The organism is Gordonia pseudamarae (assembly GCF_025273675.1).
Lineage (GTDB): Bacteria > Actinomycetota > Actinomycetes > Mycobacteriales > Mycobacteriaceae > Gordonia > Gordonia pseudamarae.
In genome coordinates, this window is record NZ_CP045809.1 from 3,704,904 (window position 1) to 3,729,068 (window position 24,165).

Genomic DNA, 24,165 nt, shown 5'->3' on the forward strand with positions numbered 1-24,165 from the left:
AGCCGATCGGTCGGGTCCGGTTACACCGACGCCGGTGAATCCTGTTCGGTGGACACCCCGGCCGGGGCCGGAGGCATCGGGGGCATGTCGAGCAGAACCGGTACCCGCCGCTCGTAGTCGGCGAAGCGGATGGTCGGGTCGGCGACGTCCGGGGCGTTGACGAAGGAGACGAAGCGGCTCAGTTTCTCCTCGTCGTCGAGCACCGCCGCCCACTCGTCGCGGTACCCCGCGACATGGCGTTCCATCGCTTCCTCCAATTCGGCGGCCAGGCCCAGGCTGTCGTCGCAGACCACCGCTTTGAGATGGTCCAGACCACCGTCCAGGGACTCCAGCCACGGCGCGGTGCGCTGCAGCCTGTCCGCGGTGCGGATATAGAACATCAGGTACCGATCAATGTAGGCGACCAGCGTCTGGTCATCCACTCCGCCGGCCAGCAGCACCGCATGCTTGGGGCTCTGTCCGCCGTTGCCGGCCACGTACAGATTCCAGCCGTGTTCGGTGGCGATGACGCCGACGTCCTTGCCGCGGGCCTCCGCGCACTCCCGCGCACACCCCGACACGCCGAACTTGATCTTGTGTGGTGACCGCAGGCCGCGATAGCGCTTCTCCAGGAACACCGCCATCCCCACCGAGTCCTGCACGCCGTACCGGCACCAGGTGGAGCCGACGCAGCTCTTGACGGTACGCAGGCTCTTGCCGTACGCCTGCCCCGACTCCATGCCGACCGCCACCAGCCGCCGCCAGATCTCCGGGAGCTGGTCGACGCGAGCCCCGAACAGGTCGATGCGCTGACCGCCGGTGATCTTGGTGTAGAGGCCGTAGTCGCGGGCGATCTCACCGATCACGATGAGTTGTTCGGGTGTCACCTCGCCGCCGGGCATCCGCGGCACCACCGAGTACGAGCCGTTCTTCTGCATGTTGGCCAGGAAGTGATCATTGGTGTCCTGCAGAGCGGCCTGCTCGCCGTCGAGGATGTGCTCGCTGGAGGTGGACGCCAGGATCGAGGCCACCGTCGGCTTGCAGATGTCGCAGCCCTGACCGGTGCCGAAACGTTCGATGAGGCCGGAGAAGGTCCGGATGCCGGTGACCGAGACGATCTCGAACAGTTCGGCGCGGGACTGCGAGAAGTGTTCGCACAGCGACTTGCTCAGTTCTACTCCGGATGCGGCCAGCAGCGACTTGATCGACGGCAGGCAGCCACCGCAGGTTGTCCCGGCCGAGGTGCAGCCCTTGATCGCGGCCAGGTCACACGCGCCCTCGGCGATCGCCGAGCAGATGGTGCCCTTGGAAACACCGTTGCACGAACAGATCTCGGCGTCGTCGGGCAGTGCGTCGACCCCGATCGACGGCCCCGACGAGGACGGCGCGATCAACGACGACGGATCCCCGGGGATCTCGCGGCCGACCATCGGCTTGAGCATCGCGTACGCCGAGGCATCGCCCACCAGGATGCCGCCGAGCAGCGTCTTGGCGTCGTCCGAGAGCACCACCTTGGCGTACCGGCCGGCAACCGGGTCGTGGTAGACGATCTCCAGCGCGTTCTCGGTGGTGCCCATCGCATCGCCGAAGCTCGCCACGTCCACGCCGAGCAGCTTGAGTTTGGTGGACATGTCGGCACCCGGGAAACGGCTGTCACCGCCGAGCAACTGGTCGGCCACCACCTCTGCGGTGGTGTATCCGGGTGCCACCAGGCCGTAGCACCGGCCGTCGACGGCGGCCACCTCACCGATCGCGTACACATCGGGATCGGATGTGCGGCAATAGGAGTCGGTGAGCACACCACCACGTTCGCCGACGTCGAGACCGGCCTCGCGGGCCAGCTGATCGCGCGGGCGCACACCGGCGGAGAACACCACCAGCGCGGCGTCGATGGTCGAATCATCGCTGAGGGTGACCCGCAGGGTGTCGGGCACGTCCGGGTGATCGGCGATACTCGAGGTACCCACACCGGTGTGCACGTGCAGGCCGAGGTCGGTGATCAGGCCCTTGAGCACGGCGCCGCCGCCGTCGTCGACCTGCATCGGCATCAGCCGCGGTGCGAATTCCACCACGTGCGGGGTCATTCCGAGGAGCTTGAGCGCGTTGGCCGCCTCCAGCCCCAGCAGACCGCCGCCGACGACCACACCCACCGCCCCCGGCCCGGCGGCCTCTGCGGCGGTGCGGATGCCGTCGAGATCGTCGAGCGTGCGGTAGACGAAGCACCGCCGGTGATCGTGGCCGTCGACGGGCGGGACGAAGGCATACGACCCGGTCGCCAGGACCAGCGCGTCGTAGTCGACGACCCGGCCGGAGTCGGTGGTGACCCGCTTGCCGGAGCGGTCGACCCCGGTGACCAACTCACCGAGATGGCTGACCACCGCCTCGTCACCGGCGTAGGTGTTGCCGTCCAGTGCCAGCGAATCACGGTGCCAGGAACCGACATAGGAGGAAAGTGCCACCCGGTCGTAGGCGGGGTCGGCCTCTTCGCCGATCACCACCACGTCCCAGTCACCCCCGGAATCACGGTTGCGCAAAGCCTGCACGAACCGGTGTCCGACCATACCGTGGCCCGCGACCACCACTGTCTGCCTGCTCATCTTGATACTTCTCCTCGAACCGTATTCGGTGTCTGCGTGGCGGACGTACGCCGTCAGGCGAGCGTCCCGTTTCCGGCTGATGTCGAAACCTTCGGCTGCCCGGCGGTTTCCACCGCCGCCTCGGCGCCCCCCGCGGACATGTCCGCCGCCGGGGCGGTACCCGGAACCTCGACCACGATGTCGGTGGTCTCATTGCTCACGACCGACCGGCTGCGCACGTAAAACCACCAGGTGATCACCGCGGCGAGCACGTAGAACGCCATGAAGATCCAGAACGCCACCGTCGCGGACTGATTGGACTTGTAGCTGGCCCGCAGCACCAGGTTGATTCCTACGCCGCCGAGGCCGCCGGCCGCGCCGGCCAGACCGATCAGCGCACCCGACATCGACCGCGACCAGGTGACCTTCTCCATCGCGCCCAGGTCGGTGCGGGACTGCGCCTTCTCCTCCCAGATGGTCGGGATGATCTTGTACACGGAGCCGTTGGCGATACCGGAAAGCAGGAACAGCAGGATGAAGCCGACGATCAGGCCCACCAGGTGTCCGCTGTCGATGACCTTGCCGTTGTTGTCGGCCATCGTGCCCGCGACCACCAGGATCGCCGCGGCGGCGATCATGCCGACGAACGTGTACATGGTGACCTTGCCGCCGCCGATCCGGTCGGCGAGCTTGCCTCCGTACGGACGGGCCAGCGAGCCGAGCAGCGGGCCGATCCAGGCGATCTGCGCCGCGGCCAGTGCCGGTTTGGCGGCGCCCGAGGAGGTGAAGCTGATGTTGAGGACCTGACTGAAGGCGAATCCGAAACCGATGAAGGAGCCGAAGGTGCCGACGTACAGGATGCCGATGACCCAGGTGTCGCGGTGCCGCAGGCAGTCGATCATCGCCGTGGCGCTGGAGGTCTGGTGATCGAGATTGTCCATGTAGAGGGCCGCACCCGCACCGGCGACGGCCAGCAGCAGCAGGTAGAAGGCGCACACGATCTCGGGACTGTCGGCGGCGAGCCAGATCACCAGCAGACCGATCAACTGCACGGCCGGCACACCGATGTTGCCGCCGCCGGCGTTCAGGCCCAGCGCCCAGCCCTTGAGCCGCTGCGGGTAGAAGGCGTTGATGTTGGTCATCGACGAGGCGAAGTTGCCGCCGCCGAAACCGGTGATCGCCGCGACAGCCAGGAACCAGCCGAAACCGAACTCTCCCGGGTTCATCATCAGCATCATGGTGAGCCCGGTGGGGATCACCAGCACGATCGCGCTGAAAATGGCCCAGTTGCGACCACCGAAACGCGCCGTGGCCTGGGTGTACGGAATGCGCAGGCACGAACCGACGAACGTCGCCGTCGCCGCGATCATGAACTTCTGGTCGAGGCTGATCCCGTACTCGGGCCCCATGAACAGGGCCATCACCGAGAACAACGACCAGATGGAGAATCCGACGTGCTCGCAGATCACACTCCACACCAGGTTGCGCTTGGCGATCGCGGCATTGCCGTTGTCCCAGGCCTCCCGGTCCTCGGGATCCCAATCGGTGATTGTGCGGTCGCGCCGCAGGTTGGCCAACAGAGTTGACGGCATATGACTCCCCTTGGATCATCTGTCGGGTGGTACCGGCGCCGGTGCCGATATGTCGCCGACCCCGATGTCGGTTGTGATCCAAGGTAGAAAGCGTGTGTTTCGCGGGTTTGCCCGTCGGTGACCGAACAATCACGTTGTTCTCACATCACCGTGGCGAAGGTGAGAGATGCCGTGCCGGTCCGATCCGGATGCGGCCGGGGACTAGACCAACAGCCGCACCACGTCGACGACGCGCAGCAGGCCGGGTAGTGCCCCACCCGTCGAACGCGGGTGCAGCGCATGTACCGCCAGTCGGAACATCGTGGCACGCAACAACATCTGCGGCCACTCATCCTGATCGGCCCAGCGGTTGACCAGGCCTTCGTCGGCACCGCCCCAGGCCAGCGAATCCACCACGACCACCGCCGAGGCCCATACCGCCGGCCGCCAGTACGGCACGATATCGCTGATACCGGGGGCCGCGGCACCGGCGAAAAGCACCGTCCCGAACAGGTCGCCGTGCACCACCTGTGATGGCAGTTCCACCGGCTTGCGCAGCTTGGCGAGCATCTTGAGCGCCTCGACGCTGGTCTGCCCGTCGACGGAGACGGGTTCGGCCATCCCCGCCGCCCGGGCCGAACGCAGCGGCGTGTCCTCCCACGCCGCACGGTCGGCGGCGGTGAACACGTCGACGTCGGTGTGCGGCGGCGCCGGTGGTTGCGCCAGGAAACGCGGCCGTTCGATGTCGGCGAGCGCGGCGTGCAGGCGATCGGCGACCGCCAGCACCTCGTCGTGGCGCGGTTCGGTGCTGCCGGCGATGTAGGTGTCGGCCCGCCACCCGGACACCACGTATCGCCCGTCGGTGGCCCGGAACGGGCGCGCGATCCGCAGACCGTCGACGTACAGATGTTCGCGGACCTTCGCCGACCACGCGGCCCGGGCGTGGTCGGGCACCAGGGACAGCACCACTTCGCCCACGCGCCAGCCACCGTGCCACACATCACCGACTTCTATCGGCGGATGCGCGGTCAGACCGAATGTATTGAGCACATGGTCGGGCGGGGCGAACGTGTTCACATCGTTGAGGTTAGCGATGCGAACTTACTATCGCACCCAACGACGCGAACACCTGCCACCATGGCGCTCTTTCGGCCGTATGTCCGGTGCCGCCGGCCCGTGGTGAACCGCCGGCCCGTGGTGAACCGCCGATCCGGGGCGACACCGCCCCGGGTCGGCATCGCCGTCATAGGGTGAAGATCGTGTATGTGGTCCCGTTGCGGCGATTGCATGCCCGTACCAGCGCGATCGTGCCCACCGCCACGGCGCTCGAGAACACCGCCACCCCGGCGGCCAGCACCGCCTCATCGCCCATCCCGTCGGACGACGCCCAGGTCAGCGCGAGACCTCCCGATACCAGGCACACCATCCAGGCCAGTGCCGACGTCCACATCACCATCACGAGTTTCCACATGACCTCGATGGTGATCGGCTGTCGACCACCCCACATGATCACTGATTGATCAGGTGGCAACTCATCATGGAAATGCGTGCCATCATCGGATGATGCGTCCTCGCGCGGTGGCCTACGCGACCATCCCCGACACCCATCTCGTCGATAACACCGGCGACCGGATCCCCATCCGCCCCACCCTGCAGCGGCTGCTCGGGGTGCTGCTCCGGCATCCCGACGGTGTCGACGACAACGACCTGATCGCCATGGTCTGGGCCGAACACCCACCCGCAGATCCCCCGGCGACACTTCGGACCGCGATCAGCAGATTGCACAACCACCTGCCCGCGCACACCCTGACCCGCACCGGTGGCCGCTACCGACTGCACGGGCTGCCCGGCGGCGGCCGGGTACCGGTCCCGCTCGTCGGCCGCGACGTCGACCTGCACACGATCGGCACCCTGCTGCGCACCCACGGTGGTGTGCTGGTGACCGGTTCGGCCGGACTCGGCCGGACCCGGGTACTCGCCGAATTCGCCGCCCGCCGCACCGGCCCCGTGCACCTGATCGGGCCCGTCAACTCCGCGCTCCACCTCCGCTCGCTCCACCACGCGCTCGGCGCCGAACGGCACACCGCGACGATCATCGTCGACGACCTCCACCACGCCGACACCACCACCTGCGCCTTCATCGCCGCGGTCGGCGAGTTGTACGCACCGGCGTTCGTGGCGTCGGCGCGGACCGGCGCCGACCTACCGTGGGCATGCGGCCTGCCGCTGCTCACCCGATCGTGGGCGCAGCACCGGATCGGCCCGCTCGGCGACGACGCCGCGCGCCTGCTCGGCCGATCGGCCGGGTTGCCGGACACCCCGCGGGCCGCAGCCCTGATCGCCGCCGCCGCCGGTAACCCCGAACTCATCTGCGCACTCGCCCACGACCGGACATCCGGTGCCGTCGCCGACCGGCTCACCGATCTGCCCGGAACCTGCGCCGACACCCTCGACCTGCTGGCCCAGGCCGGTCACCTCGACTGGGCCGCGGCCGAGACGCTGAACCTGCTCGAGGACCTGCACACCCTCGAGGACGAGGACCTGGTGGCCGCCACGGGCGACGGCGTGCGGCCCAGGTCGGCACTGGTTGCCGACACAGTCAACGAACGACGCACCGGGGCCCGGCGCAGACAGCACGCCCGGCGCCTGCGTACCGCCGTCGCGGACCCCGTCGCACGGGTGCGCTGGGCGCTGGAGATCGGTGAGAATCCTCCGGTCGACGAACTCGTCGCGGCTTCCGATCACGCGCTGCGCGCCGGTGACACCGACACCGCGCGCCGCTTCGCGGAAACCGCGTGGCGCGCCGCGCCCGGCCCCGACACCGCCTTCGGCTGGCTGCACGCCATGCTCCTGGGAACCCAGTCGGGTGCCGAGGTCGCCCACAGCATCGACCACATCGGCCAGACCCTGGGCGGGTTCGGCCCACAACTGGCGGCGCCGGCCGCCCTGATCACCCTGATCAAAGACGCCGATCCCGACGCCGCAACGGCGCGACTCGACCGGATCACCGACCGCACCCACCCGCTGGTCGTCGTGGCCGGCGCGCTGCTGCGCACCTACACCGGAAACCCCGACACGACAACACCGTTGAAGATCATCACCGGTACCGGCGATCCGGCCGTGCGGGGAGCCGCATGGTCGGCGGCCTTCCTCGCCGCCGATCTGACCGCCGACACCGCGACCCTGGCCCTACTGCCGCCCATCGCCGACGCCGCCACACACGGGCTCAGCCCCACACAGCTCCATGCGATGCGGTGCCGCACAAACATTCATGTACTCGATCTGACCACCGCCGACCTTCACGCCACGGCCGCCGAAGCCACCGTCACCCTGGGAGACCTGCGCATGCGAGCCTGGCTGGCCACACTGAGATCCGAGATCGCCTTCTGGTCAGGCGATTTCGAAAAGGCGGCCGGGTCGGCACGCACCGCGGCCGAACTGTTACGGCGCAGCCATCACCGCAGCGACGAACGCATCGCCCGGCAATGGCTCGCACTCACCTGCGCCTGCGCGGGCCACAGCGATTGGGCCGCAACCGCACTCAAGGACGCCGCAGCACTGCCCGGTGCGGCCGTCACCGGCGAGCATCACACCCACCTGGCCGCCGCGGTCCTGGCCGCCCGTCGCGGCAGGTCCGGACGAACCGACATCGACAGGGCCCGCAGAACCATGCGCGAGAACAACATCGACGCCGAACAATTGGCGTCGGCCCTCGATGCGGCACTGGCGGCCGGCACATCGGTACCCCGCGGGCCGGCGGCGCCGATGGTCACCGCGCTGCGCCGATCACTGGGCCGCGCCGACGTCCTCACCCCGCGCGAAGCGGAGGTGATGGCGTTGTACACGCGGCGCTGGACGGCGCGGGAGGTGGCCGACGAGCTCGGTCTGTCGGTGACCACGGTGCGCAATCACGTGGCCCGCGCCTACCGCAAACTCGGCATCCACGGCAGACCGGCCACCGCCCGTCCGGAACCCGGCCCCGGCTACTCGGGGCCGGAGCGGGTTCAGTACACCGGCAATGACGCGTCCACCTGATGGGCCCACGCCGTCACCCCGCCCTGCAGGTGCGTAGCGTCGGCGAACCCCGCCCGCTTGAGCGCGGCCAGCGCCTCCGCCGACCGGATGCCGGTCTTGCAGTACAGCACCGTCGGCCTGTCCTGCGGGATCTTCGCCAGCCCCGTACCCGACAGGATGTCGCCCTTGGGCACCAATTCGGCGCCCTCGATGTGCACGATGTCCCACTCCACCGGCTCCCGCACATCGATCAGCGCGAACCGCTCACCGGCATCGAACTTCGCCTTCAGCTCGGCGGCGGTCACCGTCGAACCGGCCGCCGCGTCGACGGCCTCGGCCGACACCACACCGCAGAACTCGTCGTAGTCGATGAGCTCGGTGATCTTGGCCCCGTCCGGATCCTTGCGGATGCGGATGGTCCGGTAGGTCATGTCGAGGGCGTCGTAGACCATCAGCCTGCCCAGCAGCGGCTCCCCGATTCCGCAGATCAGCTTGATCGCCTCGGTGCCCATGATCGAACCGATCGACGCGCACAGGATGCCCAGCACCCCGCCCTCCGCGCACGAGGGCACCATCCCCGGCGGCGGCGCCTGCGGATACAGGTCCCGATAGTTGATGCCCCGACCGTCGGGCGCATCCTCCCAGAACACCGACACCTGCCCCTCGAACCGGTAGATCGAACCCCACACGTACGGCTTGTGCGCGAGCACCGCCGCATCGTTGACCAGGTAGCGGGTGGCGAAGTTGTCGGTACCGTCCAGGATCAGGTCGTACCCGCTGAACAGTTCCACCGCGCCCTCGGCCTCCAGTCGGCGCTGATGCAGATTCACCGTCACGTACGGGTTGATCTCGTGGATCGAATCGCGGGCGCTCTCCCCCTTGGACCGGCCCACATCGGACTGGCCGTGAATCACCTGCCGCTGCAGATTCGACTCGTCGACCACATCGAACTCGACGATCCCGATGGTGCCCACACCGGCGGCCGCCAGGTACAGCAGCGTCGGCGAGCCCAGCCCGCCCGCACCGATGACCAAGACTTTCGCGTTCTTCAGCCGCTTCTGCCCGTCCATACCCACATCGGGGATGATCAGGTGCCGACTGTATCGGGCGACCTCGTCGTTGCTGAGTTCGGCCGCCGGCTGTACCAGCGGAGGAAGAGTAGACACGGCAAACTCCTGTGTTGGACTGGTCTTATCCGTCCTCAACGGCGCCGGCCGCCCCGGTAATCCCGCGCCCGGGCTTTACGTCACCGCCGACCCGACATGCGATCAGCCCTTGTCCGGGAACGGCCATGGATTGGGTGTGCATACGAACGACGGATCGGCGTCGATGTCCGGGTCGAACGTGAGAATGTCCTTGTTCGACACACCGAAGGACTGCTGCATCATCACCGGGGCGAGCGCACCGTCGCGCGGACACGGCAGATGATGCTCGTAGCCGATTCCGTGACCGACCTCGTGGTTGATCAGATACTGCCGATACAGCAGGTCATCGCCCTGGTAGGAATGTGCGCCCCGCACCCAGCGGGCCTCGTTGAGCACCACCCGCTTGTCGGGCGGGTAGTAGCACGACGTCTCCAACTTGATCTGATAGCCGCACAGCTCCCGCGCCGTCCCGGACGAACTCAGCGAGATACGCATATCGGGATTGTCCGAGATGACCCTCCGGAACGCGATCTTCCCGTCACCGATCCAACTGCGCCGATTCGCCAGCGTCGCGTCGACCATCTTCGCGAACGACGCCTCCCCGCCGAAATTCTGCGGGTCCACCCCGTCCTCCACCTCGACGGTGTAGGTGTACACCTGACCGGTGCCCACCTGCGCGCCCCACTCCCGCACCTGGTGATACACCTTTTCGCCCTGCGCGGTGAACGGACCGCCCGCCGGCAGCACGCCCGCCGGCATCGCGTCGGGATTGACCTGCTCACTGGGCGCACCGACCGCGGTCGTCGTCTTGTTGATGTCGAGGTTGCGCGCGGTCAGATCCGCCGGACCGTCGTCCAGCGCCGCGGGCTCGCCGTTGCGGATGGTCAGCACCAACAGCACGACGGTCAGCACCGTCAGCGCCGGGATCATGTACGCGCGCCACCCGTAGGTGGACACGAAACGGCCCAGCGCGCTCCGCTGCTTAGGCTCGGGTTGCGCATCACGGTCCACCCGCCGGCGGCCGCTGCTGTCGGTGGGATCCCACCGGGCTCGCAACGGCTGGTCCGGATACGGCCGGTTCCGCCGTCCCCACGCAGGACCGCCGGTACCGAACCCCGCACTCATCGGATCGGGCGCCGAACCTCGCTCACCTTCCTCTGGGCCAGTCACGAGACAACTTTCTCACAGGCCACGGCGATTGCCATGCACGTGAACGGGGTGCGTCCCGTCGGCCGTCCGGCAGCACAGGACCGCCCGAACCAACACATCGTCACAGCACGAGTACTCTCAGAGCATGTCGACTGCCACGAACTCACCCGCCAACGCGGGACGCAGCACGCGCTTGCCGCGCAGTGCGCGCAGGTTGCAGTTGCTGGAAGCGGCCAGTGAGATCTTCGTCGAGCGCGGATACCACTCCGCCGGCATGGACGAGATCGCCATTCACGCCGGAGTCAGCAAACCTGTTCTCTACCAACATTTCCCTTCCAAACTCGACCTGTACCTCGCAGTGGTCGACTCGCATGCGGAAAAGCTCGTCAGCGACGTCAACACCGCGCTCCTCACCACCACCGACAACAAGCAGCGTGTGCGCGCCGCGGTCAAGGCGTTCTTCGACTTCATCGACGAGGACAACTCCGGGTACCGGCTGATCTTCTCCTCCGATGCGATGGACCCCGCGGTCATCCGGCGGATCGAAAGCGCCACCGAGGGCTGTGTCGACGCCGTCTACGGCCTCGTCATGCACGACTCCGGACTCGACCCGCACCGTTCACGCATGCTCGCGGCCGGTCTGGTCGGGGCCAGCCAGGTCAACGCCCGCTACTGGCTCGAAGCCAAACGGCCGGTCGACAAGCAGACCGCCATCGACACCACCGTCACCCTGCTCTGGGGTGGACTGTCCCACGTGCCGCTACAGGGTTGAACGCGACAGGGTTGAACGCGACAGGGTTGAACGCGACAGGGTTGAACGCGACAGACAGGGTTGAATCTCGACCACTACGTCGTTGACAGCTGAGGAGGGCTCCGGTTCGTGAACCGGAGCCCTCCTCAGCTGTTGTGTCCTGTCTGTCAGGAACCGAAGCCCACCTTGCGTGCCTCGGCGGCGCCCACCTCGACGTAGGCGATTCGCGCGGCCGGAACCAGCACCCGCGAACCCTTGTCGTCGGTCAGTTCCAGGGACGCCGAGTCACCGGCCAGCACCGCCCGCACGGCGGCGTATGCCTCGTCGCTCGACAGCGCGGTCTGCACGGCCAGCTCACGCGGGCTGTCGACGATCCCGATCTTCACTTCTACGGCCATGACCACCCTTTTCCATCCGCAGCCGGTAGACCCGGCATCACATCACCAAAGCTTCGCCCCCACGTTAGTGCAGAAGGCGCCGGCACCACTCACCACTCCGCTACCAGCGAACGCAGCAGGCCATGGCCGACGCAACACCGTGCCCGGCCGCAGGTTCTAGACGAGCCCGAGGTCGGCCATCCGCTGGGCATGGCGTTGTTCGACGGTGTCGAAGAAGTTCGCGACACCTTGCAGGGAGGTCATCCCCGAGAACAGCAGATCGGTGACGTCCTCCTCTGCGGCGAGTACCCACTGGGCGTGGGTGACGGCCTCGCCGAGGAGCCTGCGGGCCCACAGTTTGAGGGGGGCGGCGCTGTCGGGGTCGCGGGCGATGGCCGCGCGCACGTGCGCACACGCGAACTGCGAGTGGTCGGTCTGCGACATCACCTCGCGGATGGTGTCGCCGATCGGCACGGCCGGCACCACGTCGATGAACTCGGCGTAGAAGTCGGCGGCGAGGTTGTCGCCGATATACGCCTTGATGAGGACCTCGTTCCAGTTCGACGGCGTGGTCGCCCCGTGGTACTGGTCGAAGACCCCCCGATAGCGGGTGATGGCGTCGACCGGGTCGATGCCGGCGGCGCGGATGAAGCGTTCGAGGGTGTTGTAGTGGTCCACCTCGGCGGCGATCAGCTTGCCGAGCGCGACCTGCCCGGCAGTATCGGGGGCCAGCTGCGATTCGATCATCAGCCGGGTGAAGGCCGCATGTTCGCCCGCCAGCAGAATCGCGAACATCTTGGTGGTCGCGGACGCGCCCGTGATGGCCGCCTGACCGGTCTGTGCGGAGGGTCGGCCGGTGGCGCCTCCCGAGGGCGCGGCTGTCGAGGTCATGCGCCGATCGTAGGCACTGCGGCCGGACGGCACCAACTACCAGTACACTGTGCGGTGGTGCCATCGCCGACCGCGATGTCCGTCGATCTGTGTGTCCTTGTTCCTGGACGATTCGATGAGCATGGCCGGGCAGTCCCACTGTGACCTGACTGTGACCGTGGACTTCCCGAGGCGGTCGCGGCACCTGACTTGTGCGCGCACAACCTGAGCACAATCGCGATCACCAGGTCGCCCCGCGTGAACGCGCCCATCGCGTTCGGCGCCGGGAAGCCGGTCTGTGATCGCCCGGCACGCCCTTCCGCAGGTGCGGTGTGGCGTCCGGGGGCGATTCGTCCGCAGCTGAGTAGGTGCGTGCGTGCTGACGCAATACCGAAAGGCTCCAACCGAATATGTCCAACCCCGATACCACTACCGCGGGATCACATGACGTCCACACGACGATCGTCGACGAGGCGCATGTGCCGCCGACGTTCGCCGAACTCGGCGTCGACCCGCAGATCGTCGAGTCGCTCGTCGCCGACGGCAAATCCCACACTTTCGCGATCCAGGAACTGACCCTTCCGCTGGCGATGGCCGGCGACGACCTCATCGGTCAGGCCCGCACCGGCATGGGCAAGACCTTCGGCTTCGGTGTTCCCCTGCTGCACCGCCTCGCGAACGCGGAGACCACCGGGGTCCGCGCCCTCGACACCACACCGCGCGCCCTGATCATCGTGCCGACCCGCGAGCTGTGCATCCAGGTCACCGGCGACATCGAACTGGCCGCGAAGAAGGTCCGGGTTCCGCTCGGTGACGACACCCGCCCGCTGCGGGTGACCTCGATCTACGGCGGCCGCCCCTACGAGTCACAGATCGCTGAACTGCAGACCGGTGTCGACGTGGTGATCGGCACACCGGGACGACTGCTCGACCTGGCCCAGCAGGGCCATCTGATCCTCGGCAAGGTCCAGGTACTGGTCCTCGATGAGGCCGACGAGATGCTCGACCTGGGCTTCTTGCCCGACATCGAACGCATCTTGGCGAGCCTGCCCGCCGATCGGCAGACGATGCTGTTCTCGGCGACGATGCCCGGCCCCATCGTGACGCTGGCCCGCACATTCCTGAACCGGCCGACGCATATCCGCGCCGAACAGGCCAACGATTCGGCGGTCCACGACCGCACCGCGCAGTTCGTCTATCGCGCGCACGCGCTGGACAAGGCCGAACTGGTGGCGCGCATCCTGCAGGCCGAGGGCCGGGGCGCGACGATGATCTTCACCCGCACCAAGCGGACCGCGCAGAAGGTCGCCGACGATCTGGCCGAACGCGGTTTCAAGGTCGGCGCCGTACACGGCGATCTCGGGCAGGTGGCACGGGAGAAGGCACTCAAGAAGTTCCGCGAGGGCACGATCGACGTGCTTGTTGCCACTGATGTGGCGGCGCGCGGCATCGACATCGACGATGTGACGCACGTCATCAATTATCAGTGCCCCGAGGACGACAAGACGTATGTGCACCGCATCGGCCGTACGGGTCGCGCCGGCCGCACCGGCATCGCGATCACACTGGTCGACTGGGACGAGCTGCACCGCTGGGAGCTGATCAATTCGGCGCTGGGCATCGGTATCCCCGAACCGGTGGAGACGTATTCGACTTCGGAGAACCTGCGCACCGACCTTGACGTACCCGAGTCGGCGACCGGACGGGTGACCCCGCCGCCGCGAGAGGCGTCCGCCGAGCCCCGGCCGCGCCGGGAGCGGTCGGCGCCGACCCGGACCCGTTCGCGCAGGCGGACCCGCGGCGGCAGGCCCGTCGACGACGCCGACTCCGGCACCGGCGACTCCGATTCGCCGGCAGCCACGGACGGCGGCACCCGGACCGACGAGAACCTGCCGAAAGACACCGAGACCGCCGCGACCGGGAGCGACACCGCAACCGACGCGGCCGAGGGCGGCGGGGCCGCGAAGGCGCCGCGCCGCCGTCGGCGCCGACGCGGCGGATCGGGCCGCACACCGGCCCGTGACACCGCCGACGGCGCATCGGCATCCGGTGAGGCGGTCGCGGCGGCCGAATGACCTCGCGCACCGCTACCCTGGGATGCCATGCGACCTAGGTGGTCCCGGCTCGCACCGGAACGGCGTACCCGGACCGATCTGCTGATCAGCGTGCTGATCGTGGTGGCGGTACTGGTCGCCGGTGCGGTGATCTGGTGGTTCAGCCCGGTACGGCACACCACACTCGACCAGAGCGGCCGCATCGTTCCGGCCGCCGAGCGCGCCGCCGAGGTGCCCGCCGCACTGGTACCGCTGTGGCAGGCGCCGTCGGCGGCCACCCACATCCCGGCCTTGACCCGGTCCCTCGTCGTCACCGGCGACGAGGGGGCCGTGGCCGGACGTGATCCGGCGACCGGCACCCCGGTGTGGCGCTATCACCGCAACCGGCAGCTGTGCGGGGTACTCGCGGCCTGGACCGACTCCCACGACACCGTGCTGTCGGTGTACCGCGATTCCCGTGGATGCAGCGAGGTGACGGCCCTGCGTGCCGACACCGGAGCACGGTCGGGCGCACGCTCCAGTGACGCCGACGATGCCGTCGAACTCGTCGCCGGATCCGGGCACGTGCTCGCCCAGGGCCGCACCCGACTCGAGACGTGGGGATCGAACCTGGTGCGGGGCATCGAATACGGCAGGATCGATGCGCCGGTGAAACCCGACGCGCAGCCGCAACGCACCGGATGCGTCATCTCCTCCGCGGTCCTGGGCACCGACCGGCTCGCCGTGGTCGAACACTGCGACGGTGACAGCGGCTACCGGCTGACGGTGCTCGGAATCAATCAGGACGACGACGAGAAGGTCCGCCAGTTCGGGTCGACGATCATCACCCGCGGCACCGCCGACGGCCCGCCGCCCGCGGTGGTCGCCATGAGTGGCACCACGATCGCCGTCTACGACGGCGGCGCCAACCCACCCGAACCCGACACTGCGCCCGTCGCCGACAGCGCCGCACCGCGCCGCGCGGCCGTCCGGCAGTTCAGCGTCGACGGCGTGCAGCAGCGCACCAACACCGTCAACGGTCAGCAGTCCCTGCCCAGGGTCAACGCCTCGATCACCGGCGACGGACTCACCACCTTCTGGACCGGGCAGGCCACCGTCGTACTCGACGCGAACAGTATGCGGCCGCTGTTCCAGGTACCGCAGACACTCGGCCCCGGACAGGTGATGGCCGGAAAACTGTTGCTGCCGATCGACTCCGGGATAAGCGTGCGCGATCCGGCCACGATGCGTGAGACCGGCACGATCGGCTACCGCCGCGACGGCTACGACCGCGATCGCGACGGCCAGATCGCACTACGGGTACTCGGCGACCGGGTCGTCGAGCAGTGGTCGTCGACGGTGGCCGTGTACGGCCCGCCCGACTGAGCGTGCCGAAGGTCAGGACAAGTCGGAGGTGCGCACCTGTTCGCCGGCCTCCCAATGCTTCCACAGATTTTCTGCCAGCTCGCGATAAGCGGTGGCGCCCTTGTTCTTTCGGCCCTGCATCACCGATGTGCCCGATGCCGAGGCCTCCGCGAACCGCACCGTCCGCGGGATCGGCGGATCCAGCACCGGCAACCCGTAACGGTCGGCCACATCGGAGAGCACATCGCGACTGTGAGTGGTGCGGGCGTCGAACAACGTCGCCACCGCGCCGAGCAACTGCAACCCCGGGTTGGTGATCTGCTGCACCTCGGTCACCGTCCGCATCAGCTGCCCGACACCCCGATGTGCCAGCGTCTCGCACTGCAGCGGGACTATCACCTGGTCGGCCGCGGTCAATCCGTTCAGGGTGAGCACCCCCAACGACGGCGGGCAGTCGATCAGGATGACATCGAAATCCTCGGCGACCTCCGCCAACGCACGCTTGAGCGCGTATTCGCGGCCCGGACGCATCAGCAGCAACGCCTCGGCACCGGCCAGATCGATCGTGGCCGGCAGCAACGTCACCTTGTCGCCGGTGTCGAGCAGCACATCGGCGATCTCCTCATCGCCCAGCAACACATCGTGGACCGAGGCCTCCAGCTCATCCGGATTGTGGCCGAGCGAGAACGTCAGACACCCCTGTGGATCCAGATCCACGACGAGGACGGACGCATCCAGATCGGCCAGTGCTGCCCCGAGCGAGGCCACTGTCGTGGTTTTCGCGACGCCGCCCTTCTGATTGGCAACCGCCAGAATCCGTGTCATTCCCCAACCATACGAGGTCAGGTCCACCGACGTGCGTCACCATCGCACCGCGCCGCGCCGACATCGTCCGAACGAACCACACCCCGGCAACTCCCGCACCAGCGGGTATGTCATCGCGTCAGCGCGGCCGCCGGCCCCGATCACGGCCCTGCCCCGGCCGGCCCGTATCGCCGGGTTGTGCGTCCGGCGCGTAGTCGTTGGCCAGCCACTGCACCGACGACGGCATGAACAGCAACACCAGAACACCGATCGCGATCAACGCCAACGGCACCCCGAACACCGCCTGACCGCTGGTCACCAGGTAGTACGACACCGGCAGCAACAGCAACTGCGCCACCACCGCGATCGCCCGGCCCCAGCGGCGACCGGTCCACAGTGCCGCGCCACCGGCCAGCACACCCCCGAAGATGATCCCGAACCAGGCCGCCGTGCCGTAGCCACTGATCGCGGCCTCCTTGTGGCCCGCCGCCTCCCGGATGACCAGTATGACCGCCATCACGATCGCCACCGCGCCCTGGGCCATGGTTATCGCCCCCGCGATCCGTACATACCGGGGCACCCCATCGACGTCCTGGACACCGGCCGACGGTTCCGGCTCACCGGCGCCTCCCCGACCACCCGTACCGCCGCTTCTGCCGGGACGATTCTCACTCACGCAGACCACCCTATTCGCCCCGCGCCGACCGCGAGGTAATCCCCCGTCGGCCCACCGGACGGCCCACCCGACCCACCGCAGATTTAGCCGAAGACCCTCCGGCCCCATATCCTGGGTTCTCGTGCGCGTCATGCTGATCGTCAATCCCTTCGCCACCGCAACCACCGCGGCAGGACGGGACGCCCTCGTCCACACCCTCGAATCGCGGTTCACCGTCGACGTGGAACACACCACGCACCGCGGGCACGCCAGCGAACTCGGCGCCGCGGCGGTTGCCGCCGGCCACGACGCGGTCCTGGTCCACGGCGGCGACGGAACCGTCAACGAGACCGTCAACGGCATGCTCGGCGCCCCCGCCGACTTCACCACCCGTCCACAACCGCAGCTCGGTGTCATCCCGGGCGGCAGCGCGAACGTCTTCGCTCGCACCTTCGGCGTCAACGCGGACCCGCTCACCGCAACCCGCCAGCACATCGAACTCCTCGAAACCGGGCAGCACCGCTCCATCGGGCTCGGTCACACCGCCGACCGCTGGTTCCTGTTCAACACCGGCATGGGCATGGACGCCATCGTCGTCCGCGAGATGGAACGCAAACGGCACAACGGAAAAACCGCAACACCCAGCCGTTATCTGTGGACCACCGTCACCTCGTTCTTCGCCAACGCCACCAACCCCGCGAGCTTCACCGCGCACGTCCCCGGCCACGACCCCATCACCGGCGTCAAATTCGGATTCGTCAGCAACACCAGCCCGTGGACCTACCTGGGCACCCGCGAGATCCGCACCAACCCCGGCACTGGTTTCAACACCGGGCTCGGCCTGTTCGCCGCCACCTCGACCTCGGTGGTGCGCAATCTGCCGCTGGCGACCCGGCTCCTGGCGCAAAGCTCCCCCAAGGCCCGCCACCTGTATCGCAACGACGACCTCAACTGGGTGCGTTTCGAGGCCGAGACGCCCCTGGACGTGCAGATGGACGGCGACTACATCGGCACCCACACCCACCTCAGTTTCGGCCGTCGTGCCGACGCCATCACGGTGGTCGCGCCCGTCTCCGATTCCTGATCGGGTCGGTGTCGCCCGACCCCACCGCCGACCGCCGAGTGAACAGTGCGGGCGTGGGAGCCCGTGTGAACGGCGCGTGAGACCCGGGGTCGACCGAGCCGCCACAACCGCTGGTTACCGCCGAGTACTGCAAGGTCAGACGGTTTTCAAGCGCTAGTGCAAAATGTCACAACCAGATACACATTCGCAAAATATCCGGTGACAGCGAGACCAACCCGGCGTAGCATAGTGCATCGGTACACAACCGGTGCAAGCACCCCTTGACCCAGCTCCACAGCACAAGTGCTATACGCCGAAAGGGTGACATTGCACACGTGTTAACGGAACACCATTGACTTCGGCTGAATTCGTGAAAGTATTCACAAGCAACAGCACGGAAACATCTGGTGCCTCCGTGTGAACGATCGGTTACAGCCATCCGAAGTTTTATAAGCATTGTCGAACCGTGCACGCAGCACGCAGAAGGAGTAGTTGGAATGGACTGGCGGCACAAGGCCATCTGTCGTGACGAGGATCCGGAACTGTTCTTCCCCGTGGGAACGAGCGGACCGGCCATCGCGCAGATCGCCGACGCGAAGCTTGTTTGCGGCCGGTGCCCGGTCACCGCCGAGTGTCTGTCGTGGGCGCTCGAGTCAGGACAGGACGCGGGCGTCTGGGGTGGCATGAGCGAGGACGAGCGTCGCGCCCTCAAGCGCCGGAACGCGCGGACCCGCACCCGCAGCTCCGTGTGACTTCGGTTTCCGGCATTCGTCTGTCGGAGAATCACTGACGATGGGCCCGGCATCATTGCCGGGCCCATCGTCGTTTCCGGATCAAGCCCAGTCTTCGGATCAAGCCCCGTCTTCGGACCAGGCACGTTTCCGGATCAAGCGTGATCTTCGCCCCACCATAGTTCCCATGTCCGTCACCGTACGGATCTGTTCGCCACCTCCCGGACTCTGGCCGCGGCCTCCGGTGATCCCGAATCCCCGTCGCAGTGTCCGGTGTGGGCCGCAGGGGGCGGCACGGGCAACCGTTCAGCGCAGCGGGACCACAACCCGGGCCTCGGTACCGCCGGTGTCCGCACGGCGCATGTCGAGAGTGCCGCCGAGGTCGATCGAGACCATCGTCTGCACAATCTGCAGGCCCAATCTGTCGGAGGTGCTCAGGTCGAACCCGTCGGGCAGGCCGGCACCGTTGTCGATCACCTCGATAACCAGTTCGCGCACGTCTCGGCTGGCGCGGACCTCGATGTGCGCGGTCCGGTTCGCCTCGTCGTCGCCGCTGCCGATGCCGTGTTCGATGGCGTTCTGGATGAGCTCGGTCAGGACCATGACCAGCGGCATCGCCTGATCGGCGGGCAGCACACCGAGCCGGTCGACGCGCCGCACCGAGACCCGGGACTCGCCGGCGACGTCGACGAGGATGGGCACCAGCCGGTCGGTGACCTCATCGAGGTCGACTTCCTCGTCCACACTCCCCGACAGCAGTTCGTGTACGAGTGCGATGGACGCGACCCGCCGGACCGCTTCGTCGAGTGCGGTTTTCGCCTCCGGGTTGGTGGTGCGCCGCGACTGCAGCCGCAGCAGCGCCGACACCGACTGCAGGTTGTTCTTGACACGGTGGTGTATCTCGCGGATGGTGGCGTCTTTGCTGATGAGTGCGAGGTCGCGGCGTTTGACCTCGGTGACGTCGCGGATGAGGATGACCGCACCATGTCGTGTGCCGCGTGGGCGCAGGGCCACCGCACGCAGCAGCACCGTCGCCCGGCGGGCGTCGACCTCCATCCGCATGCCCACGTCGTCGCGGTAGGGCACCTGGGTGGCCCGCCCGAGCCCGACGGCCGTGTCGACCATCGCGGCCACATCCTCGGATTCGAACCTGTCGGTCAGCAGATCCGCGGCCACCTCGGTGAGCCGCCGATTGGCCAGTTCGGAGGTCCACCCCATCCGGTGAAATGCCGACAACGCGTTGGGGCTGGCATAGGAGACCACACCGGCGGGGTCGAGCCGGATGAATCCGTCACCGGCCCGCGGCGTCGACAATCCCTGCGAGTTGCCCTCCTGTTCGGGGAAGGTGCCGTCGGCCACCATCTGGCACAGGTCGTGTGCCGATTCCTGGTACGCCATCTCCAACGGGGACGGCAGCCGCGGATGGGTCAGGTCGGTGGCCCTGATCAGCACCCCGAGAATCGCCGGGTCGGTACCCGCTTCCGGTGGCGTGAGCGGATTCGCCACCGGTATCACCTCACGCCGGATGGCGACCGCACCGTGCCAGGTCGGATCCTCGTCGCGGTGAATCCGTCCGTCGGCGAACGCTCTGGCGACCTGGTCGTCGGCGCCGGGGGCGAGGATGCGCCCCACCTCGTCGGCGGGGAACACCGTGGAGGCGGTGTTGGGCCGGCACTGGGCGACGGTGACCATTGCCCCGGTGTCGCCGCGCACCGTGAGCATCAGGTCGGCGAACGACAGGTCGGCGAGCAACTGCCATTCGGCGACGAGCCGCTGCAGATGCCCGGCCGCGGCATCGGACAGTGTGGTGTGTTCGGCGAGCAGATCAACCAGCGTCGACATCTATCCCCGCACCTGGAGGTCGCTGCCGGCTATCGGTAGACGGCGATGATGTCGCCGGCCTGGATCACATCGCCGACCGCGACCTTCACCTCGGCGAGGGTGCCGGCGTCCTCGGCGAGCACCGGGATCTCCATCTTCATCGATTCGAGCAGCACCAGGGTGTCCCCCACCTCGACATGCTGTCCCGCTGACGCGGAGACCTCCAGGACGGTTGCCACGATCTCCGCGACGACATCTTCAGCCATGAGGAGAATCTAGCCGACCCCGCGCGGTCGCGGGACGGGCCCCGGCGGCGGGGTTGATTTCCGGGTGCGGGCCTCGACGTGGGATGATCGACGCTGACCAACGGTAGACATCAAAGGAGATCCGCCATGGGCAAGCGTGGACGCAAGAAGCGCGCTCGCAAGAAGAACGCAGCCAACCACGGCAAGCGCCCGAACTCCTGACATACGTCTGTAAACGACAAACGTCGAGTTCGACCCACAAGACCCGGGACCGCACACGGTGCGCCCGGGTCTTGTCGCATCCGCCCAACCCCCGTTTCCCTAAGGCCGGGGCTGCGGGTCAGCGACCGTTGTCGTCGGGAAAGACGACCGTGGTCTGGCTGATGACGGTCTTACGGATCTCGATGCGCAGCCGATCGCGCAGGCCCTGCGGGGCCTCGTCGCCGCCGCACTTGCGGCTGATCAGTGCCTTGAGGTCACGCTCGATACCGTAATGCGCCAGGCACGACGGACAGTTGTCGATGTGGCCCTGGATCCGGGTCCGGGCATCGGAGTCACATTCGTTGTCCAGCAGCAGCCACACGTCGGCGAGTACCGCGCTGCAATCGAGGGTGACGAACTCGGGGTCGGCATCTCCCGGCACGCCGGTGCCATCCGGTTCAGTGACGCTCACCGTGATACCTCGCTCTTCCGCGCTCCGGGCGCAGCCTTCTTGTCGTCGGATTTCTTGGCGGAAGCCGTGCTCGCGCCGGCACCCTGGGGCGAACGATTGAAACCGCGCTCGCGGGCCACCTCGGAGAGCAGTTCCCGCAGCTGGCGTCTGCCGCGGTGCAGCCGCGACATGACCGTCCCGATGGGGGTGTCCATGATCTCGGCGATCTCCTTGTACGGCAGCCCTTCGACGTCGGCGTAGTAGACGGCCATCCGGAAGTCCTCCGGCAATGCCTGCAAGGCCTGCTTGATCTCGTCGTCGGGCAGCGCGTCGAGTGCTTCGATCTCGGCCGAGCGCAGACCCGTCGACGTGTGCTCGGCCGTCGCGGCCAGCTGCCAGTCGGTGATCTCGTCGGTCGGGTACTGCGCGGGCTGGCGCTGCTTCTTACGGTAGGAGTTGATGTAGGTATTGGTCAGGATCCGGTACAGCCAGGCCTTCAGGTTGGTGCCGTCGCGGAATGAGGCGAACGCCGTGTAGGCCTTGATGTAGGTCTCCTGCACCAGGTCCTCGGCGTCGGCCGGGTTGCGTGTCATCCGCAGCGCGGCGCCGTACATCTGGTCGAGCAACGGCAGCGCGTCCCGCTCGAATCTGGCGCTCAGCTCGGTATCCGATTCGTTCGGGTCGGCGCGGCGGGGCGCGGCATCCGATGTCGTGTGCCCGTCCGCCTCCACGGCTGAACCATGTGTCGCGCCCGAATCCGAGTCAGCCACTGCGATCCCTTCGATGTCGACCGGCGCGGGCACCGGCGTCTGCGGCACGGTGAGCACCTGACGGAACTCGATGTGCCGCGGCAACGTGCCGGGGCGCCCACTGCTGTCGGACAAGCTTACCGACGGTGCCTCCCCGCCGGGTGCATGTGGGGCGGTCGACTCGTCGCCGTACTCTCGGGGAAGCAGGCTGGGGCTGGCGCTCACGGCTTTCGACCTCCGCTGTCGGCATGGGCAGGTGACATGACTTGCCAACAGAGTCCCGTAGGAGTTTGTTCCGTACGTCGTCCACACCGGGCGTCGACCCCGACCGGATCGTCACGACGCTGGTGGTGGAAACGACCCGGCCGCCGGCGGAGGCGATCGGGCGGTCCCCGGGAAACTGTCGCTCACGGCCATGGCCGCGGCGCTCTATGCGCGACGCCCGGTACCGACGTACGACACCATGGACGGATGTGCGGACGTTATGCGGTGACCACCGATCCGGCGAAGCTGGCCGCCGAGATCGACGCGATCAACGAGGTTCCCGACCTCCCGGCCGAGGGCACCGACCCGGTGGCGGCGGCCAGGGGTGTGCCGGGTGTCAGCTACAACGTCGCCCCCACCACCACGGTGATGACGGTGGTCAGCCGTCACGATTACTCTCAGCCCGACGACGACCCCCGACTGCGCATACGGGCGATGCGCTGGGGCCTGGTGCCGTCGTGGTCGAAGGGACCGGGCAAGGGACCGTTGCTGTTCAACGCCCGCGCCGAAACGGCGGCGCAGAAGAGTTCGTTCCGGTCGTCGGTGCGGTCGTATCGATGTCTGGTGCCGATGGACGGCTGGTACGAGTGGAAGAAGGGACCGCTCGACAGCACGGGGAAACCCACCAAGGTGCCGTTTTTCATGTCACCGCGCGACGGCACCCGGCTGTTCATGGCCGGGCTGTGGTCGGTGTGGCACCCGACGGACGATGCGACCGCTCCTCCGCTGCTGAGCTGCTCGATCCTGACCACCGACGCCGTCGGTGCACTGCGCGAGGTCCACGACCGGATGCCGCTGATCATGCCGTTCGACCAGTGGGATCGGTGGCTCGACCCCGATCACCTGGCGCCCAGCGCACTGTTCCGCGCACCGTCGGCCCACCTCGCCGACGCCATCGCCATCCGCGAGGTGTCGCCGCTGGTCAACCGGGTCGCCAACAACGGTCCGGAGTTGCTGGCTCGGGTCTAGTCCCGCCGGTAGATGCTTTCGTATTCGCTCCGGGTGCTGTCCCGGCGACGATCGCGGGTCGCGTTGATCAGCTCGGGGTCCAGGCCGTTGGTGCTGAGCAGGTGCCGGCGGTACACCTTGATCAGAGCGAACTGGAAGTAGAGCAGTGGAAGCAGCAGCAACAGCATCATGCACAGCCGGATGATCACCGGTCCCGGCACGAACGCGAACGCGATGAGGATCGGGATCAGCGGCACGATGCCGCGCATGAAATAGCGGCGGGCGGCCCCCGGCCCGGTGACGTCGTTGCGCACCCACTCGCGCATCTCGTCGGGCAACGGCCGGCCGAGCAGGTACTTCACGCGCTGAATCAGGGAAGGCTCGGTACGTGACATGCCCTCCA

The 24,165-nt window shown here is 67.6% G+C and carries 23 protein-coding genes; 8 read left to right on the forward strand and 15 right to left on the reverse strand.

Going from position 1 to position 24,165, the window contains the following annotated elements:
* Window positions 1–20: 20 nt before the first annotated feature.
* The 4 genes from nirB to GII31_RS16470 form a co-directional block, all read right to left on the reverse strand.
* Window positions 21–2,576: a nitrite reductase large subunit NirB gene (nirB, locus tag GII31_RS16455; protein WP_213244470.1), complete on the reverse strand. Its 2,556-nt coding sequence runs from the start codon at window positions 2,574–2,576 to the stop codon at window positions 21–23.
* 53 nt (window positions 2,577–2,629) lie between these two features.
* Window positions 2,630–4,147 (reverse strand): MFS transporter, encoded by a 1,518-nt coding sequence (locus GII31_RS16460; protein ID WP_213244471.1) that lies wholly within the window; start codon window positions 4,145–4,147, stop codon window positions 2,630–2,632.
* Between the two features lie 201 nt (window positions 4,148–4,348).
* Window positions 4,349–5,203 (reverse strand): TIGR02569 family protein, encoded by an 855-nt coding sequence (locus GII31_RS16465; RefSeq protein ID WP_213244472.1) that lies wholly within the window; start codon window positions 5,201–5,203, stop codon window positions 4,349–4,351.
* Between the two features lie 166 nt (window positions 5,204–5,369).
* Window positions 5,370–5,597, reverse strand: a complete 228-nt coding sequence (locus GII31_RS16470) for a hypothetical protein (protein WP_213244473.1) — start codon at window positions 5,595–5,597, stop codon at window positions 5,370–5,372.
* Window positions 5,598–5,686: 89 nt separating this feature from the next.
* On the opposite strand from GII31_RS16470, the gene GII31_RS16475 reads away from it, so the two are divergent.
* Window positions 5,687–8,161 (forward strand): helix-turn-helix transcriptional regulator, encoded by a 2,475-nt coding sequence (locus GII31_RS16475; protein WP_213244474.1) that lies wholly within the window; start codon window positions 5,687–5,689, stop codon window positions 8,159–8,161.
* On the opposite strand, the gene moeZ is transcribed toward GII31_RS16475, so the two are convergent.
* Window positions 8,131–9,306, reverse strand: coding sequence for an adenylyltransferase/sulfurtransferase MoeZ (moeZ, locus tag GII31_RS16480; RefSeq protein WP_213244475.1), 1,176 nt, complete (start codon window positions 9,304–9,306; stop codon window positions 8,131–8,133). The genes GII31_RS16475 and moeZ overlap by 31 nt on opposite strands.
* 102 nt (window positions 9,307–9,408) lie before the next feature.
* A complete protein-coding gene (locus tag GII31_RS16485; protein WP_213250597.1) occupies window positions 9,409–10,410 on the reverse strand; it encodes a DUF3152 domain-containing protein in 1,002 nt (333 codons plus the stop codon).
* A gap of 169 nt (window positions 10,411–10,579) precedes the next feature.
* Between GII31_RS16485 and GII31_RS16490 the strand changes: the two genes are divergently transcribed.
* On the forward strand, window positions 10,580–11,206 hold the full coding sequence (locus GII31_RS16490) for a TetR/AcrR family transcriptional regulator (protein WP_213244476.1): 627 nt from the start codon (window positions 10,580–10,582) through the stop codon (window positions 11,204–11,206).
* A 146-nt stretch (window positions 11,207–11,352) separates the two neighbouring features.
* On the opposite strand, the gene GII31_RS16495 is transcribed toward GII31_RS16490, so the two are convergent.
* Entirely contained in the window at window positions 11,353–11,583 is a 231-nt protein-coding gene (locus GII31_RS16495; RefSeq protein ID WP_213244477.1) for a DUF3107 domain-containing protein, read from the reverse strand.
* A gap of 156 nt (window positions 11,584–11,739) precedes the next feature.
* Window positions 11,740–12,453 (reverse strand): ferritin-like fold-containing protein, encoded by a 714-nt coding sequence (locus GII31_RS16500; RefSeq protein ID WP_213244478.1) that lies wholly within the window; start codon window positions 12,451–12,453, stop codon window positions 11,740–11,742.
* Between the two features lie 389 nt (window positions 12,454–12,842).
* Between GII31_RS16500 and GII31_RS16505 the strand changes: the two genes are divergently transcribed.
* Together GII31_RS16505 and GII31_RS16510 are read left to right on the forward strand one after the other, a co-directional pair.
* Window positions 12,843–14,507, forward strand: coding sequence for a DEAD/DEAH box helicase (locus GII31_RS16505; RefSeq protein ID WP_213244479.1), 1,665 nt, complete (start codon window positions 12,843–12,845; stop codon window positions 14,505–14,507).
* 27 nt (window positions 14,508–14,534) lie between these two features.
* Complete coding sequence (locus tag GII31_RS16510; RefSeq protein WP_213244480.1) at window positions 14,535–15,851, forward strand: Rv3212 family protein; 1,317 nt, start codon at window positions 14,535–14,537, stop codon at window positions 15,849–15,851.
* A gap of 12 nt (window positions 15,852–15,863) precedes the next feature.
* Here GII31_RS16510 and GII31_RS16515 read toward each other — a convergent pair whose 3' ends face one another.
* Together GII31_RS16515 and GII31_RS16520 are read right to left on the reverse strand one after the other, a co-directional pair.
* Window positions 15,864–16,655: a ParA family protein gene (locus GII31_RS16515; RefSeq protein WP_213244481.1), complete on the reverse strand. Its 792-nt coding sequence runs from the start codon at window positions 16,653–16,655 to the stop codon at window positions 15,864–15,866.
* A 118-nt stretch (window positions 16,656–16,773) separates the two neighbouring features.
* Window positions 16,774–17,310 carry a hypothetical protein gene (locus GII31_RS16520; protein ID WP_407649830.1) on the reverse strand — a complete coding sequence of 179 codons (537 nt, stop codon included), beginning with the start codon at window positions 17,308–17,310 and terminating at the stop codon, window positions 16,774–16,776.
* 121 nt (window positions 17,311–17,431) lie between these two features.
* On the opposite strand from GII31_RS16520, the gene GII31_RS16525 reads away from it, so the two are divergent.
* Window positions 17,432–18,373: a diacylglycerol/lipid kinase family protein gene (locus GII31_RS16525; RefSeq protein WP_213244482.1), complete on the forward strand. Its 942-nt coding sequence runs from the start codon at window positions 17,432–17,434 to the stop codon at window positions 18,371–18,373.
* A 476-nt stretch (window positions 18,374–18,849) separates the two neighbouring features.
* Window positions 18,850–19,104: a WhiB family transcriptional regulator gene (locus tag GII31_RS16530; protein ID WP_005190251.1), complete on the forward strand. Its 255-nt coding sequence runs from the start codon at window positions 18,850–18,852 to the stop codon at window positions 19,102–19,104.
* A 285-nt stretch (window positions 19,105–19,389) separates the two neighbouring features.
* Here the strand turns inward: GII31_RS16530 and GII31_RS16535 are convergent, their stop codons facing one another.
* Together GII31_RS16535 and GII31_RS16540 are read right to left on the reverse strand one after the other, a co-directional pair.
* Window positions 19,390–20,925, reverse strand: a complete 1,536-nt coding sequence (locus tag GII31_RS16535) for a sensor histidine kinase (RefSeq protein ID WP_213244483.1) — start codon at window positions 20,923–20,925, stop codon at window positions 19,390–19,392.
* Window positions 20,926–20,954: 29 nt separating this feature from the next.
* The gene (locus GII31_RS16540; protein ID WP_213244484.1) at window positions 20,955–21,170 is read right to left on the reverse strand and encodes a biotin/lipoyl-binding carrier protein; all 216 of its coding nucleotides are present in this window, start codon (window positions 21,168–21,170) and stop codon (window positions 20,955–20,957) included.
* 126 nt (window positions 21,171–21,296) lie between these two features.
* Between GII31_RS16540 and GII31_RS22645 the strand changes: the two genes are divergently transcribed.
* Window positions 21,297–21,371 carry a 50S ribosomal protein bL37 gene (locus GII31_RS22645; protein ID WP_370452957.1) on the forward strand — a complete coding sequence of 25 codons (75 nt, stop codon included), beginning with the start codon at window positions 21,297–21,299 and terminating at the stop codon, window positions 21,369–21,371.
* A gap of 118 nt (window positions 21,372–21,489) precedes the next feature.
* Here GII31_RS22645 and rsrA read toward each other — a convergent pair whose 3' ends face one another.
* Together rsrA and GII31_RS16550 are read right to left on the reverse strand one after the other, a co-directional pair.
* Window positions 21,490–21,822 carry a mycothiol system anti-sigma-R factor gene (gene rsrA, locus GII31_RS16545; protein WP_213244485.1) on the reverse strand — a complete coding sequence of 111 codons (333 nt, stop codon included), beginning with the start codon at window positions 21,820–21,822 and terminating at the stop codon, window positions 21,490–21,492.
* The gene (locus tag GII31_RS16550) at window positions 21,819–22,643 is read right to left on the reverse strand and encodes a sigma-70 family RNA polymerase sigma factor (protein ID WP_407649988.1); all 825 of its coding nucleotides are present in this window, start codon (window positions 22,641–22,643) and stop codon (window positions 21,819–21,821) included. The genes rsrA and GII31_RS16550 overlap by 4 nt, the downstream gene beginning before the upstream one ends.
* Before the next feature lie 378 nt (window positions 22,644–23,021).
* On the opposite strand from GII31_RS16550, the gene GII31_RS16555 reads away from it, so the two are divergent.
* Window positions 23,022–23,783: an SOS response-associated peptidase gene (locus tag GII31_RS16555; RefSeq protein ID WP_213244486.1), complete on the forward strand. Its 762-nt coding sequence runs from the start codon at window positions 23,022–23,024 to the stop codon at window positions 23,781–23,783.
* Here the strand turns inward: GII31_RS16555 and GII31_RS16560 are convergent.
* Window positions 23,780–24,157 (reverse strand): DUF5313 family protein, encoded by a 378-nt coding sequence (locus GII31_RS16560; protein ID WP_213244487.1) that lies wholly within the window; start codon window positions 24,155–24,157, stop codon window positions 23,780–23,782. The genes GII31_RS16555 and GII31_RS16560 overlap by 4 nt on opposite strands.
* Window positions 24,158–24,165 lie beyond the last annotated feature (8 nt).